Here is a 13,791-nt window from a genome sequence, read left to right on the forward strand (position 1 = left end):
GTCTTTCAGTCCCTGTTACTGTGCCTCTTGAGGCAGATCGTCCGTGATGTCGTAGTAATCGCCTTTGTCAGCCACAAATATATGGCGGGCGAGGGTCAGTCCGGTGGGTGCATCCAGCGCCCCCATAGCAATGGCAATCCGATCTTCGTCCTTATGCTGCCAGAACAGGTAAGAGCCGCAGGCGTTGCAAAATCCCCGTCGGGCGATGTCGGAAGCACGAAACCAGCTCAGCGTATCGCTGGCGGTGAAGGTGATGTCGTCTTGATGGGCCGAGGTCGAGGCCCAGACATGACCCGACTGTTTGCGGCATTGACCGCAATGGCAGGCCGAGGCGGCAGGAAGATCGCCTTCGATCTTGAACGCAACCGAGCCGCACAGACAGGAACCTGTATGCATTTCGCTTATCCCCTTGCTGCTGGCGCGCTGGTGGTGCCCAGCAACACGCCATAAATGATGAAACAGGTGGCCATGACCCGGCGCACCCAGATGTTGAACACGGCCCCCAGCGCGGCCCGCCCCATAAGCGCACCTAGAAGAGTGAACCCGATGTAGCTGAGCGTTGTGATGATCAGCGCCGTTGGCATGATGACCAACATTTGCTCCCAGATCGGCACATCCGGCTGTACGAATTGCGAGAATGCAGCAAGATAACCCGCGACGCTTTTGGGGTTGATTGTCGCGACGGCCAGCGCGTGCAGATAGACATGCCGTGCAGGGCGTTCGGAAATAGGGGCGGGATTTGCTGCAGCCTTCCAGCCTCGGACACCCAGCCAGATCAGAAACCCTGCGCCCACCAGCTTGGCGATGAAGAATCCGGTGGGTGAGGCCGCGATCAAGGCCGTCACCCCAAGCGCCGACAAAACCAAAAAGGCGCTGGCTTGGGTCAGGATCGCCAAGACACCCAGCATCGCTTTTGCGAAGGGCAGGCTCATCCCGTTCGAGATACAGTTCACCGCGTTAGGCCCCGGTGTGGTTACAAACACCACCCAGAACAGCGCGAATATGGTCCAGGCCTCGAAACTCATCAGTACACCGGAGGTGCGATGACCCAGATGACCACAGCAGGCTCATCATGAGGGTTCGCCCAAATATAGGGTTCGTTCTTGATCCGAAAACTGTCACCGGGCCCAACCGAAAAGCTTTGCGCGCCGATGGTCAGATTCAACTGACCGGAAATCACATAGCCAACCTCTTGCGTGGGGCGGTCCGCCGGGTTCTGCATCTTGGAATGCGGCTTAAAGGTGGAATGCACCATCTCAAAATCGTCAGTCAGATCGGGTGACAGCAGTTCCTCGATCAGACCTTCTTCGCCCGACCCCATCGGGCGGCGCGACCCGGCGCGCACGACATAGCCTTGTTCATTGGCGGGGGCGGCAGAATGGGCGAACAGCATGGACATCGGCACACCCAGACATTCCGCGATCTGACGCAGGTCTGAAATTGACGGTTCGGACTTGTCGCGTTCAACCTGGCTGAGCCATCCGACCGACCGGTTCAACCGCTCTGCGATCTCGGTCAGCGTCAACCCACGCGCCTTACGCAATGCGCGAATGTCGGCTCCGAGCGTTGCACTGTGGGGGGCTTGGCTGTTCACCGAACTCTCCGATATCTGGTGAAATTTTCCTCGTGTTTTTCACGATGCCGCGAATCGGTGAAAATTCCAAGCATTTTTTCACTTGGGAAAATCGACGCATTTAGCTATCCGTCAGCTATGTGGATTGCGGTTATATACCTGTGGGTCATCAACGGCCTGACTTTGCTGGCCTTTGGTTGGGACAAGCTGCGCGCCAGACGCAGAAAAAGCCGGGTTCCGGAACGCAGGCTATTGTGGCTGGCGGCACTGGGCGGCAGTCCCGGTGCGCTGGTCGGGCGTTGGATTTTCAATCACAAGTCCCGAAAAGGCCGGTTTTCCCTGTCGCTGTTTGCGATCTTTGCGACTCAGGTCGGGCTGGCATATTTCCTAATCACAGACATTCTGTAGTTGGCTTGATCCGCAAGCCACGTAAGATCCCGATGGGATCTAGGAAATGTCGCAGACATACATATCGGTATCGTCGGTGGAGTGAGCTGAGGATCGCGTGAACCCCGATTTCTGTAGCACACGGGCAGAGGCGGGATTGCTGTGCTCGACCCCGGCCAAAAACCGAATGGCGCGGCTCGTGCCGCAGGCCGCGATAAAGCCGGACACAAGTTCGGTTGCATAGCCACAGCCCCAGGCTCGTTCGGCAAACAGATATCCAAGGTGAATGGCTGGTGCGGCCTGATCTTCGGGTTCTGAGGCCAGTATCAGCAGTCCGATCAGCTGATTATTTTGCCTTAGCCGAACAAGAAGAACATCGCTTTCGGTCTTGCGTGCCGCGATCCAGTCGGTCATCCCGCTGGGCGTTTCTTCGACCTGCATCGAAGGCGGCAGGGGCTCAAGAACCGCTGGTGTCAGGACGGTTGCCAACTCGGCCGTCAACGCTGAAAGGCGACCAGCTTCAGAGACTTCCACTTGCCAGTGGCACACGCCAAGCCGCTCTGTGGTGAATTGGTCCGGGATCATGCCTTGGCCAGTCGCAATTAGTGTCCATTCCAGTCTAACAGACGGGCCGATTTTGCGTCAGGCCCCTCTTAACTCGCCCGAGAACGCCTTTGACAATATGGCAGACAGCTTTTCTGCGTCCTCATCCGTGAACGCATCCGGCTGGTCACTGTCGATGTCAAAAACCGCGATGACCTCGCCCGAGGCATTGCGCACCGGAAGCACCAGTTCGGACTGCGTAGACAAGGCGCAGGCGATGTGACCTGGAAACGCATGCACATCCGCCACCAACTGTACCTTTCCGGTCCGCGCCGCGGCACCACAGACACCGCGCCCGAAGGGAATAACCAGACACCCGTGACCACCCTGATAGGGGCCGATTTTCAAAATGCCCGGATCTGTTACGCGATAGAACCCCGTCCAGTCAAACCGATCATCGGCGTGATGAACTTCACAGGCGATTGTCGCCATCAGAGCAACTTGATCTGTCTCGCCTGCGGTTAGGGCGACGATTGTCTTGGTCAGCGTATCGTAGTCAACGGTCATGGGGGGCGGGTCCGGTCAGTGATCTTGTAAACAGGTTCTACAGCACCGGACCTATGGTGGAATCGGCCCCGCGTCAAACACGCTCAATCGCGATTGCAGTGCCCTCTCCACCACCGATGCAGATCGCCGCCACGCCGCGTTTCAGATCCCGCTTTTCCAACGCGTTCAGCAGGGTGACCATGATACGCGCTCCCGAAGCGCCAATAGGATGACCCAGGGCGCATGCACCACCATTCACATTTACCTTGTCACGGGTCAGACCCATCTCATGCATGAATGCCATCGGCACCACGGCAAAGGCTTCGTTTACCTCCCACAGATCCACATCATCATTGGACCAGCCGATTTTGGCCAAAAGCTTTTGCGCAGCGGGAACTGGCGCAGTCGTGAACAATCCCGGAGCCTGCGCATGGCTGGAATGACCCAGAATGCGCGCCCGAACCGAGAGGCCTTGCGCTTCGGCGGCTTCAGCTGACGCCAGAACCAGAGCTGCCGCCCCATCAGAGATCGACGACGCGTTGGCCGCCGTCACCGTTCCACCCTTGCGAAAAGCCGGTTTCAGCGAAGGTATCTTTTCCGGGCGGGCGGTTTTCGGCTGCTCGTCCGCGGACTGCGTGACCTCGCCTTTCCTTGTACGGACGGTTACCGGAGTGATTTCACCGTCGAACGCGCCGCTGTCCTGCGCGGCCAGCGCGTTGGATAGGGACTGCAGGGCGTATTCGTCCTGCGCTTCGCGGGTGAACTGGAACGCCTCGGCACAGTCTTCGGCGAAAGTGCCCATCAGACGACCTTTGTCGTAGGCGTCCTCTAGCCCGTCCAGAAACATGTGGTCGACGACCTGAGCGTGCCCCAAGCGCGCACCCTCACGCATTTTGGGCAACAGGTAGGGCGCGTTCGTCATACTCTCCATCCCGCCCGCGATCATTGTGTTGGCATGGCCCAATGCGATCTGATCGAAGGCCATCATCGCAGCCTTCATCCCTGATCCGCACATCTTGTTGAGCGTCGTGGCCGGGACCTCTTGGCCCAAACCGGCTGCAAACCCAGCCTGACGTGCAGGGGCCTGACCCTGACCGGCTGGCAGAACGCAGCCCATCAGCACTTCGTCAACCGTTTCAGCACCGGCACCCTGCAGCGCGGCCCGGATCGCGGCTCCACCCAGATCGGCGGCAGAAACACCATCGAACATTCCTTGAAATCCACCCATCGGGGTACGTGCTGCTCCGGCGATTACAACTTGCTTCATCTGGGCGCTCCTAAATTCTTGTCATTCAATGGATACCGAATGGTAAGAATTCCCGTCTAGCGTATTTCTACGAGCGATTTCAGTTAAAGGACCGTCACGTATGGGCCTGTCCAGTACTACGACCAACAATATTCAAATAATTACTGTACAATCCAACCGGATTGATGCCGCAATGGCCATTCAGTTCAAAGAAAACATGCGCACGGAAACCGAAGGTGGGGCTGTGCGTGTGGTTCTGGATCTCAGCGGTGTCGAATTCATCGACTCCAGTGGTTTGGGTGCCATTGTCGCCGCCATGAAACAACTCGGGGCTGAACGGCGCCTGGATCTGGCAGGTCTTCAGCCCTTTGTGGAAAAGGTGTTCCGTCTTACGCGCATGGACACGGTGTTCAAGCTTTACCCAACGATGGATGACGCACTGTCCGGTGCGCCGGATTGAACACAAGGAGAAACTGAACAGGCGTAAGGCTAATGTGTAACGGCATCAGTTTCGATTTGAGCTTCGCTGCGACCGAGGTCGAGGCAAGCTCTGGCATTGCCAAGTTGAGCCAGGCACTGTCGTCTAAAGGGCTGCCTGCACACAAAGCGGCTGATGTCAGAATTGCCCTGGCCGAAGCCATTAACAATGTCGTTGAACACGCCTATGCCGGAACCACGCCCGCCAGCGTCAAGGTACACTGCCGCCTGCATCAGAGCTGGTTGGAAATCCTCATCTCGGATACCGGCAATCCCCTTCCCGGCTTTCGCGTACCAGAAGGTGCACCTGCACCTCTGGGGGAAAGACGTGAAGACCTGCCCGAGGGGGGATTTGGATGGTTTCTGATCCACCAACTGACCAGTGAAATCCGCTATGACCGTAGCGAAGGCTGCAACCGGTTGTCACTGCGATTCAGTTTTCTCGACGCGGATTAGGGCCATAAAACGTCACAATAAGGCCCTTTTCGAACCATTGTAGCGCCGCAAACAAAGATCAAAGTCTTAACTGTAGCTCAGATAGCTTCCCTCGGCATCGTATGTCACAGCCCCCACCCAGTGAACGATGCCGAGGAACTTCCCCTTTGATTTGACTGGACAATACCCGGACGCGCGATACCTTCTGCGCGATCACACGGGAAGGCAGCGCAATGCGGGATTTTCAGGCACCAGGCAGATCCGAAGTTTTTTCGACCGAAGGGATGTGCGCCACATCTCACCCGCTGGCAGCCCAAGCGGCCCTTGGCATTCTACAGCAAGGTGGCAACGCGATGGACGCAGCCATCGCCGGGGCAGTGCTTTTGGGATTTTGCGAACCACAAATGACCGGCCTGGGCGGAGATTGCTTTGTTCTGTACAACCGCGCCGGAGAAGATGAGGTTCGGGCCCTCAACGGCTCTGGCCGGGCACCGGCAGCAGCCAACGCTGGCAGCTTGCGCGATAAGGGACTGACTGCAGTTCCGCTCAATACACCGGATGCGGTCACCATTCCCGGCGCGGTCGAGGCGTTCTGCCAGCTGGCCGAAACCGAGGGCAAACTAGGGCTGGGCGCCATCCTGCAACCCGCCATCCGCTATGCAGACCAGGGCGTGCCGGTCGCCCCACGTGTGGCTTTTGATTGGGGCCCGGGTGCTAACACGTTGCAAGGGGCAGCCAGGAACCACTATCTGCTGAAAGGAGACGTTCCAAAGACCGGAGACATGTTCCGGTCCGCCGGGCAGGCAGAAGTGCTGCGCAGAATCGCCAAATACGGACGAAAGGCGTTTTACGCGGGCGAGGTCGCCGAAGATATTATCTCGACCCTGACGGCCATGGGCGGGGTACACACAGCAGAAGATCTGGACGCGACCGCTGCCACACCTACAGTTCCGGTCGCAGGGCACTATCGTGGCTTGGACCTGCTGGAACATCCGCCCAATGGCCAAGGTGCAACCGCCCTTTTGCTGCTGAATATCCTCAAGAACTTTGACCTCGGATCCATGGATCCGCTATCCGCAGAGCGTCTGCATATCGAGGCCGAAGCCTCAAAACTCGCCTACGATGCCCGCAACAGGTTCATCGCCGATCCGGATCATACGACACACGCAGACAGGTTTTGGGACCAGACAACAGCCGATCGACTGGCAGAGCTTATCAATCCAAACCATGCCATGCCCGCTGCTGCCCCACTGACCGAAGCCATTCACAAGGACACGGTTTATATCACGGTGGTCGACAGGGACAGGATGGCGGTATCGCTGATCTATTCGATCTTTCATAGCTTTGGATCGGGTATCGCCTCTGAGAAATTCGGCATTCTGCTGCAAAACCGCGGGTCTGGATTTACGTTGCAATCAGGCCATCCGAACGAGTTTGGCGGCGGCAAACGCCCGATGCACACGATCATTCCCGGCATGTTGAAACAGAAAGGCAAAATCCTGATGCCCTTCGGCGTGATGGGTGGTGCCTTTCAGCCCACAGGACATGCAAAGCTGGTCTCGCTGCTAACTGACGATGAGTTTGCGCTGCAGCAGGCCATAGACGCACCGCGGGCCTTTGCAGACGGACCTGTCTTGAAACTGGAACGCGGAATTTCGCGGAAGGTCGCGCAACAATTATCTGAAATCGGCCACAAAGTTCTGATTTCGGAAACACCTCTTGGCGGGGCTCAAGCGATCCGAATCCAGAAGAGCGGCGTTTTGCAAGGCGCAAGCGATCCGCGAAAAGATGGGTGCGCGCTTGGTTATTGACAGTATGGGCCCGGTTTCACCCGCGCTTCCATTTTTAGTTCAAATGGAAATGCAACGGATATGCGCCGTTTTCAAACGGACCAAACATATCGGGGATATCCGGATGCTCGACCGGTTCTCCGGACTGGTCGGCAATCAGATTTTGTTCAGAAACATAAGCAACATAGAAGGATTGGTCATTTTCCGCCAACAGATGATAAAACGGCTGATCCTTGATCGGCCTGCTGTCTTCGGGAATGGCCTGATACCATTCTTCGGTATTTGAAAACTCTGGGTCCACGTCAAAAATCACCCCTCGGAAGGGATGTTTTTTGTGGCGGACGACTTGGCCCAGCCGGTACTTTGCTTGTGTCTTTAGCATCACGTTTGCCCCCAAAGGTCTTACTACCCGTTTCCTCATAGGAATGCCAATCATTGATCTAAAATAATGGGAAACAGTCTGTGAACCTCTTACTGACAGTACTCGAAATCGTGGCCCCGGTCTTCCTCTTGGCGGGGATCGGGTTTGCCTGGGTCAAACTTGGCTTTGAATACAGGCTGCAATTTGTGACCCGCCTTGCGGTGACGCTCGCCGTGCCCAGCCTGATTTTCGTGGCCCTGATGCAAACCCAGATCCCGCCCGGAGAGCTGACCCGGTTCACTTTGGCCGCCATCATAGGCCATGTCGGGCTGGCGGTCGCATTTGGCGTATTTGTCCGGGCCAGCAAGCTGGAAAGGCGCACCTATCTGGCGCCGCTGATATTCGGCAACACGGGGAATCTGGGCCTGCCTCTGGCCATTTTCGCATTTGGGCAGGCAGGCTTGGGTTTCGCGGTGATATTTCTGGCCGTTACCGCCCTGTTTTCCTTTACTTACGGGATCTACCTGGTGGCGGGAAAAGGCGCTTTCGGCAAGGTAGCACGTGAACCCATGGTTTGGGCTACTCTGCTGGGGGCGCTGTTTCTGTGGCAGGGCTGGCAAACACCTGTCTTCGTGACCAATACGCTGGACCTGCTGGGACAGATGGCGATTCCGATGATGCTGATCACGCTTGGTGTTGCGATTGCGCGGCTGACCACCAGAAAGCTAGGGCAAGCGGTCTGGCTATCGGCGTTGAAACTGGTCGTGTGTTTTGCCCTGGCATGGGCAATCGCAAAAGGGTTTGATCTGGATAAAGTCGCGTTCGGCGTTCTGGTGGTGCAGATGTGTACGCCGGTTGCAGTAACCTCATACCTGCTGGCCGAACGGTTCGAGGCGGATTCTGACGCGGTTGCGGGGCTGGTTATGGTCTCAACCCTGATGTCCGTCGGCGCTTTGCCTATAATTCTAGCTATTGTTCTGTAGCGATTGTGATTTCCTAATCGCTCAATCTGCGCTAGAATGAAGAAAAAAGGCACGAGGCACATGAGCAGAATTCTTATCGTACTCTTCGGGGTGCTGCTTTTGGCATCCTGCGGGGGTGGTTCCAAACAACCGCCCAGCAAGCTGAATGATGCATGCAGCATTGCACGTGAACGGCCGGAATACATCAAGGCGTTCAAAAGCACCGAACGGAAATGGGGCATCCCCGTTCACGTTCAGATGGCGACGATCTATCAGGAAAGCCGCTATAAACACGATGCGCGCACACCGCATCAATATGTTCTGGGTGTGATCCCGATGGGCCGCCAGAGCAGCGCCTATGGCTTCAGCCAGGCGCTGGACGGGACATGGGATGAGTATCAGCGCGAAACCGGCAAACGCCGGGCCAAGCGGGACCGTATCCGCGACGCTTCGGATTTCATCGGCTGGTACATGAACAAAAGCTATGAGCGGAATGGCATCCAGCCAAGCGACACGCGCAATCAGTATCTGGCCTATCATGAAGGCCATACCGGTTATGCCCGCGGCAGCCATTACAGCAAGACGTGGTTGCTGAACGTGGCCAATGATGTGGATGCGCGCGCCCGGATGTACCAGGCGCAACTGTCAGGCTGTCGTTACTGAACAAACAGCGGGTCAGCGATTGCCTGACCCGCTTCTGTTCTTGTTCGAAAACAAGCTACTGCTTAGATTTTTTTCGGTATCAAGCTGTCCCAGCAGAACCGTTGTCTGTCCGCCTGCATTATCGTGGATCACCCATTTTCGCAGCTCAACCGGATCGCCAGTGAACATCAGCTCAATTCGACCGGAGTCAGGGTTTTTCGGGTCCTGTGCTGTCACGACAGTGGCCGTTCCGTCAAAGTCATGCCCAACCACCATATTAGCCTGACCCAGATCGACATTCCGTGCCAGAACCAGAGACAGAGGTGTTCGCTTTAACGGATACTGCTCGGGCGGTTGATTGGATTTCGGATCGAAAATCTGAACGGTGCCAGCGCGTGCCAACACAACGGCGCTGTCTGGCGGGTCATATTCGAACCGCATCTTTCCAGGTCGCGCGATCCACAGCTTTCCTGTGCTCAGTGAGCCATCATCATTGACCTGTGTAAATGTCGTCTCGACAGTTTTCAGACCATTCAGGTAATTCGATATCTGCGACAGCGGCAACTTGTCCGCAGCCCAGGCGGCGGGTGTGGCCAGTGTCAGTGCAAGGGCAAAAGCAATCTGTTTCATAAGACCCAGATAAGCACTCTGCCCTTGTTATTAAATATCCTATTGCTCTGGCACCAGGATTTCGCGTTTTCCGACGTGATTTGCCGATGAAACAATGCCTTCGTCCTCCATCTGCTCAACCAGACGCGCAGCTTTGTTATAGCCAATGGCAAGTTTCCGCTGGATATACGAGGTCGAGCATTTGCGATCCTTGATCACAATCGCCACGGCCTGATCGTAAAGGGCGTCTTCGCCATTGGTGTTGCCCCCGGTGTTCAAACCCAGAACAGCGTCGATATTATCAGCCTTTTCCTCGGTCGGTCCATCGACCACACCGCTCATATAATCCGGCGGGCCGAATTGCTTCAGATGGTTGACGATTTCCTCGACCTCTTCATCCGAGACAAACGGACCGTGGCAACGTGTGATCTTCGCACCACCCGCCATATACAGCATGTCACCCTGCCCCAGCAGTTGTTCGGCGCCCATTTCACCAAGAATGGTGCGGCTATCGATCTTTGACGTCACCTGGAAGGAAATCCGGGTCGGAAAGTTCGCCTTGATCGTGCCGGTAATCACATCGACCGAGGGGCGCTGCGTGGCCATGATCAGGTGGATACCCGAGGCGCGCGCCATCTGCGCCAGACGTTGGATGCAGGCCTCGATCTCTTTGCCCGCGACCATCATCAGGTCGGCCATCTCGTCGACAATAACAACGATATAGGGCATCGACTCGGGTGCGAATTCCTCGGTCTCGAACATCGGTTCACCCGTTTCGTCGTCAAAACCGGTCTGGACCGTGCGGCTGAACATTTCGCCCTTGGACAGCGCGTCTTTCACCCGGCCATTATAGCCCGCGATGTTACGCACGCCCATCTTGGACATCTTGCGATAGCGATCCTCCATCTCTCCCACGACCCATTTCAAGGCGACAACCGCCTTCTTCGGGTCTGTCACGACCGGAGAAAGCAGATGCGGGATGCCGTCATAGACCGACAATTCCAGCATCTTGGGGTCGATCATGATCAGGCGGCATTCATCCGGCGTCAGCTTATACAGCAACGACAGGATCATCGTGTTGATCGCCACCGATTTACCGGAACCGGTGGTCCCCGCGATCAGCAGGTGGGGCATCTTGGCCAGATTGGCCACAACGGATTCACCACCAATATCCTTGCCCAGCGCCAAAGGCAGCGCCTGATTGCCGTCTCCGAAGTCACGGCTCGAAAGGATTTCGCGCAGTACCACCATTTCACGGTTTTCATTGGGCAGTTCGATCCCGATGACCGAGCGGCCCGGCAGGGTCGAAACCCGCGCCGAGAGGGCCGACATCGAGCGGGCAATGTCATCCGACAGACCAATAACACGGCTGGCTTTCAAACCCGGAGCCGGCTCAAGTTCGTACATGGTGACAACCGGACCGGGGCGGACGCTGACGATCTCACCTTTGACGCCATAGTCATCCAGCACATTTTCCAACATCCGCGCATTCTCTTCCAGGGCCTCATCGCTCAGGTGATGGCGCTGAATGCTGGAGGGGTTGGACAGCAGGCCCAGCGGAGGCAGTTCGAAATCGGAGTGCTTTTCTTCGAACGACAACGCGGGCTGGGCCTCGGCCTGGGCCCGGCGCGAGGGTGGCGGGGTGCGGCGCACGGGTTGAGCAACCACCGGCTTGCGCGGCTCGGCCACGGGGATTTTCATCGCCGGGCGGGCTTGCGGCATCTCATCGACGTCATCCTCGAAAACGGCCTCGTCATCGAAATCCGGCTCGGGCGCAAAATCCTGATGCAACGGTTCCTGCCATTCTGTTTCAGGCTTCGCTGACAGCATCGGTTCGGGCGGCAGCCCGGTTGATGTCACTGGCGGCTCGGGCGGCAGATCGTCCGCCGGCCCTGCGTTCAGGATCAACGGGTCGGGTCCACGGCCCCGCCCTTTGGTCAGCGGCAGGTCGGGATCGGGCTCAGGAGCCATCTCTCCGACTGCAACCTTACGATTGCGCACGGCGGCAGAAATCTTTGAACGGATACGGTCCTCACCCGGCATTTCCTCATAACCCGCGACAGGTTCACGGTCGATCAACTCGGGTTCGGGCATGGGGTCCGGGCGGCGGATCAGATCAGGAATGCGCGACAGAAGGCCGGTCTTTACCGGTTCGGGCGCTTCCAGAAGTGGCTCGTCGAAAACAGGGTCCGCAAACGCAATCTCGTCGTCGAACACGGCCCCTTCGGCGCGGGCCGTCTTGCGTTCGTCCCATTGGGCACGACGTTCGCGCGCAGCCTCCGCTGTTGCGGCAGCCCCACGGCCCAGCAGATTCATCAATATGTCATAGGACATGACCAGCCCCAGCAGGAAGGCGCGGAACCCCTTGCGCACGTCATCCTTGGTGAAACCAAGAACAAACACGCCCAGCGTCAGCATCCCAATAGCCATCGCCAGAGACATCAGCTTGACAATAAAATGCGAGGATATGGGCAACAAGGTCAGGAAGGCACCCATGACCGTATCCCCAAACAATCCACCCAGACCAAAACTATGCGTTACGCGCCAAGCCTCACCCGGCACTAATGTCGCCGCATAGACCGAGACAATGGCGATCCAGATCGGTGCAAATATCAGGCGGGCGACGGCACGATCTTCACCGAAATGCCCGGCAAAACGCACACCCCAGCCGATCAAGACCAACGCGATGCTCCAACTGCCCCAACCGACAATCATGAACAATGGCGCCGCGATCGAGGCACCAACACGCCCCATCCAGTTCTGCACTGGTGCATCGGTCGACACCATCCAGTTCGGGTCATCCGGTGTGTAGGACCAGATCATCGCCGCCGAAGCCGACCCAAGTAGGATCAGGGCAATGCCGATCAACTCTTTGCTGCGCCTCTCGATGGCGGCCTGAGTCGTGCTGTCCAGCAATGGATCGCGGTTGCGCGCGTTATATGATGCCATTTTGCCCTCGTACCTCACGAATAGATGCAGTCGCGGAGCGTGATCAGCCCCTGCCGCATCTCTGTTTTTGGGGCCACCATCGCGACCCGGATAAATTGCTCGCCCGGGTTTTGCCCCGGATCACCTTGAGAAAGATATGCGCCCGGCAGCACCCGAACTCCGGTCTGCTGCCACAGTTTCAATGCGGTTTCCTCGCCATTTTCAACCGGCAGCCACAGAAAGAACCCGGCTTCGGGCGGCATGTAGCCCTGGATACCTGCAAACACCTCGTCTGCGATGGCGTATTTTTCCTGATAGAGCGCGCGATTCTCGTCCACATGCGCCTCATCGGCCCACAGCCGTGCGGCGGCGGCCTGCAATGGCAGCGGCAATGGCGCGCCCGCATAATTGCGTAACTGCTTGACCCGCTTGATCGTTTCCGGCCCGCCTGCAATCAGACCTGACCGCAGCCCGGCCACATTCGACCGCTTTGACAGCGAGTTGAACAGCGTGACCCGTTCGGGATCAGCGCCCAGTTCCTTTGCGACCGTCAAAACACCCGTTGGCGCTGTGTCGCGGTAAATCTCGGAATAGCATTCATCGGCGAAGATGCGGAAATCATATGTCTCGGCCAGCCGGATCAGCTCGGCCCAATATTCGCGCGTGGCCACTGCGCCCTGCGGGTTGGCGGGGGAGCAGATATAGGCGGCGACGGTGCGGTTCAGCACATCCGCGGGCAAACCGGCATAGTCAGGCAGATGATCTGTGGCGGCCGTGGCAGGGACAAAAACCGGCTCGGCCCCGACCGAAATCGAAGCAACCATGTAGACCTGATAGAACGGGTTCGGGCACAGAATAACCGGCTTTTGCCCGTTTTTCTGCTCGGGGCACAGCGCCATTGCGGCGTTATACAGCCCTTCGCGCGTCCCGTTCAGGGCCATAACCTGCGTGTCCGGGTCCATCGTTACGCCATAGCGGCGTGCAATCCAGTCGGTAATCGCGCCGCGCAGCTCGGCCGAACCCTCATTCGGCGGATATCCCTGAAAACCGGCAGCATTTTCCGCAATCACGTCGCTGACCCAGGCCGGAAAAGCGTGCATCGGCGCGCCAATGGTCATGTGAATCACTTCACCGCCCGGTTGGTGATGATCCAACAGGGTGCGCAGGCGCGGGAATGCGTATTCCGGAAGGTTCGAAAACCGCTCGGGGAAATTCATAACTACTGCCTCAATATCGGGATCATTTCGCCCCGTTTTCAAGCAGGTTACAGGCCGGGCGGGGCTTCGTCCAGA

16 protein-coding genes are annotated in these 13,791 nt (G+C 57.5%); 6 read left to right on the plus strand and 10 right to left on the minus strand.

Annotation, left to right across the window (positions count from 1 at the left end):
- Window positions 1-15: 15 nt before the first annotated feature.
- The 3 genes from AC2FIZ_RS11015 to AC2FIZ_RS11025 are packed head-to-tail and all read right to left on the minus strand — an operon-like array spanning window position 16 to window position 1,594.
- Window positions 16-396, minus strand: a complete 381-nt coding sequence (locus tag AC2FIZ_RS11015; RefSeq protein ID WP_142637055.1) for a GFA family protein — start codon at window positions 394-396, stop codon at window positions 16-18.
- 5 nt (window positions 397-401) lie between these two features.
- Window positions 402-1,025 (minus strand): LysE family translocator, encoded by a 624-nt coding sequence (locus AC2FIZ_RS11020; protein WP_281973074.1) that lies wholly within the window; start codon window positions 1,023-1,025, stop codon window positions 402-404.
- Complete coding sequence (locus AC2FIZ_RS11025) at window positions 1,025-1,594, minus strand: helix-turn-helix domain-containing protein (protein ID WP_281973073.1); 570 nt, start codon at window positions 1,592-1,594, stop codon at window positions 1,025-1,027. Before AC2FIZ_RS11025 ends, AC2FIZ_RS11020 begins: the two co-directional genes overlap by 1 nt.
- Window positions 1,595-1,711: 117 nt before the next feature.
- Between AC2FIZ_RS11025 and AC2FIZ_RS11030 the strand changes: the two genes are divergently transcribed.
- Window positions 1,712-1,981, plus strand: coding sequence for a DUF1294 domain-containing protein (locus AC2FIZ_RS11030; protein WP_142637060.1), 270 nt, complete (start codon window positions 1,712-1,714; stop codon window positions 1,979-1,981).
- A 39-nt stretch (window positions 1,982-2,020) separates the two neighbouring features.
- Here the strand turns inward: AC2FIZ_RS11030 and AC2FIZ_RS11035 are convergent, their stop codons facing one another.
- The 3 genes from AC2FIZ_RS11035 to AC2FIZ_RS11045 all read right to left on the minus strand — a co-directional run bounded on the left by AC2FIZ_RS11035 (window position 2,021) and on the right by AC2FIZ_RS11045 (window position 4,316).
- Window positions 2,021-2,545, minus strand: a complete 525-nt coding sequence (locus AC2FIZ_RS11035; protein ID WP_281973071.1) for a GNAT family N-acetyltransferase — start codon at window positions 2,543-2,545, stop codon at window positions 2,021-2,023.
- Between the two features lie 57 nt (window positions 2,546-2,602).
- A complete protein-coding gene (locus AC2FIZ_RS11040) occupies window positions 2,603-3,070 on the minus strand; it encodes a GAF domain-containing protein (protein ID WP_281973070.1) in 468 nt (155 codons plus the stop codon).
- Between the two features lie 73 nt (window positions 3,071-3,143).
- The gene (locus tag AC2FIZ_RS11045) at window positions 3,144-4,316 is read right to left on the minus strand and encodes a thiolase family protein (protein WP_281973069.1); all 1,173 of its coding nucleotides are present in this window, start codon (window positions 4,314-4,316) and stop codon (window positions 3,144-3,146) included.
- 100 nt (window positions 4,317-4,416) lie between these two features.
- On the opposite strand from AC2FIZ_RS11045, the gene AC2FIZ_RS11050 reads away from it, so the two are divergent.
- The 3 genes from AC2FIZ_RS11050 to AC2FIZ_RS11060 all read left to right on the plus strand — a co-directional run bounded on the left by AC2FIZ_RS11050 (window position 4,417) and on the right by AC2FIZ_RS11060 (window position 7,018).
- Window positions 4,417-4,755 (plus strand): STAS domain-containing protein, encoded by a 339-nt coding sequence (locus AC2FIZ_RS11050; RefSeq protein ID WP_142637067.1) that lies wholly within the window; start codon window positions 4,417-4,419, stop codon window positions 4,753-4,755.
- A 32-nt stretch (window positions 4,756-4,787) separates the two neighbouring features.
- The gene (locus AC2FIZ_RS11055; protein WP_142637069.1) at window positions 4,788-5,228 is read left to right on the plus strand and encodes an ATP-binding protein; all 441 of its coding nucleotides are present in this window, start codon (window positions 4,788-4,790) and stop codon (window positions 5,226-5,228) included.
- Between the two features lie 212 nt (window positions 5,229-5,440).
- A complete protein-coding gene (locus AC2FIZ_RS11060; RefSeq protein ID WP_281973068.1) occupies window positions 5,441-7,018 on the plus strand; it encodes a gamma-glutamyltransferase family protein in 1,578 nt (525 codons plus the stop codon).
- 34 nt (window positions 7,019-7,052) lie between these two features.
- On the opposite strand, the gene hspQ is transcribed toward AC2FIZ_RS11060, so the two are convergent.
- Entirely contained in the window at window positions 7,053-7,379 is a 327-nt protein-coding gene (gene hspQ, locus AC2FIZ_RS11065) for a heat shock protein HspQ (protein WP_142637073.1), read from the minus strand.
- An 80-nt stretch (window positions 7,380-7,459) separates the two neighbouring features.
- On the opposite strand from hspQ, the gene AC2FIZ_RS11070 reads away from it, so the two are divergent.
- Both AC2FIZ_RS11070 and AC2FIZ_RS11075 read left to right on the plus strand, forming a co-directional pair.
- Window positions 7,460-8,341 (plus strand): AEC family transporter, encoded by an 882-nt coding sequence (locus tag AC2FIZ_RS11070; protein ID WP_281973067.1) that lies wholly within the window; start codon window positions 7,460-7,462, stop codon window positions 8,339-8,341.
- A gap of 60 nt (window positions 8,342-8,401) precedes the next feature.
- Window positions 8,402-8,983 carry a transglycosylase SLT domain-containing protein gene (locus AC2FIZ_RS11075; RefSeq protein WP_142637077.1) on the plus strand — a complete coding sequence of 194 codons (582 nt, stop codon included), beginning with the start codon at window positions 8,402-8,404 and terminating at the stop codon, window positions 8,981-8,983.
- 12 nt (window positions 8,984-8,995) lie between these two features.
- Here AC2FIZ_RS11075 and AC2FIZ_RS11080 read toward each other — a convergent pair whose 3' ends face one another.
- Genes AC2FIZ_RS11080 through AC2FIZ_RS11090 form a run of 3 tightly spaced genes read right to left on the minus strand, consistent with a single transcriptional unit; the run spans window position 8,996 to window position 13,716 of the window.
- Entirely contained in the window at window positions 8,996-9,592 is a 597-nt protein-coding gene (locus AC2FIZ_RS11080) for a LolA family protein (RefSeq protein ID WP_142637078.1), read from the minus strand.
- A 39-nt stretch (window positions 9,593-9,631) separates the two neighbouring features.
- A complete protein-coding gene (locus AC2FIZ_RS11085) occupies window positions 9,632-12,520 on the minus strand; it encodes a DNA translocase FtsK (RefSeq protein WP_496791023.1) in 2,889 nt (962 codons plus the stop codon).
- Window positions 12,521-12,534: 14 nt separating this feature from the next.
- The gene (locus AC2FIZ_RS11090; protein WP_281973065.1) at window positions 12,535-13,716 is read right to left on the minus strand and encodes an aminotransferase class I/II-fold pyridoxal phosphate-dependent enzyme; all 1,182 of its coding nucleotides are present in this window, start codon (window positions 13,714-13,716) and stop codon (window positions 12,535-12,537) included.
- Between the last annotated feature and the right edge of the window lie 75 nt (window positions 13,717-13,791).

It is taken from the genome of Ruegeria sp. CDSB022 (assembly GCF_059611145.1).

Coding starts and splice junctions, on each gene's coding strand:
- AC2FIZ_RS11015 (WP_142637055.1), bottom strand. CDS start 396: ATGCATACAGGTTCCTGTCTGTGCGGCTCGGTTGCGTTCAAGATCGAA.
- AC2FIZ_RS11020 (WP_281973074.1), bottom strand. CDS start 1,025: ATGAGTTTCGAGGCCTGGACCATATTCGCGCTGTTCTGGGTGGTGTTT.
- AC2FIZ_RS11030 (WP_142637060.1), top strand. CDS start 1,712: ATGTGGATTGCGGTTATATACCTGTGGGTCATCAACGGCCTGACTTTG.
- AC2FIZ_RS11035 (WP_281973071.1), bottom strand. CDS start 2,545: ATGATCCCGGACCAATTCACCACAGAGCGGCTTGGCGTGTGCCACTGG.
- AC2FIZ_RS11040 (WP_281973070.1), bottom strand. CDS start 3,070: ATGACCGTTGACTACGATACGCTGACCAAGACAATCGTCGCCCTAACC.
- AC2FIZ_RS11045 (WP_281973069.1), bottom strand. CDS start 4,316: ATGAAGCAAGTTGTAATCGCCGGAGCAGCACGTACCCCGATGGGTGGA.
- AC2FIZ_RS11050 (WP_142637067.1), top strand. CDS start 4,417: ATGGGCCTGTCCAGTACTACGACCAACAATATTCAAATAATTACTGTA.
- AC2FIZ_RS11055 (WP_142637069.1), top strand. CDS start 4,788: ATGTGTAACGGCATCAGTTTCGATTTGAGCTTCGCTGCGACCGAGGTC.
- AC2FIZ_RS11060 (WP_281973068.1), top strand. CDS start 5,441: ATGCGGGATTTTCAGGCACCAGGCAGATCCGAAGTTTTTTCGACCGAA.
- hspQ (WP_142637073.1), bottom strand. CDS start 7,379: ATGCTAAAGACACAAGCAAAGTACCGGCTGGGCCAAGTCGTCCGCCAC.
- AC2FIZ_RS11075 (WP_142637077.1), top strand. CDS start 8,402: ATGAGCAGAATTCTTATCGTACTCTTCGGGGTGCTGCTTTTGGCATCC.
- AC2FIZ_RS11080 (WP_142637078.1), bottom strand. CDS start 9,592: ATGAAACAGATTGCTTTTGCCCTTGCACTGACACTGGCCACACCCGCC.
- AC2FIZ_RS11085 (WP_496791023.1), bottom strand. CDS start 12,520: ATGGCATCATATAACGCGCGCAACCGCGATCCATTGCTGGACAGCACG.
- AC2FIZ_RS11090 (WP_281973065.1), bottom strand. CDS start 13,716: ATGAATTTCCCCGAGCGGTTTTCGAACCTTCCGGAATACGCATTCCCG.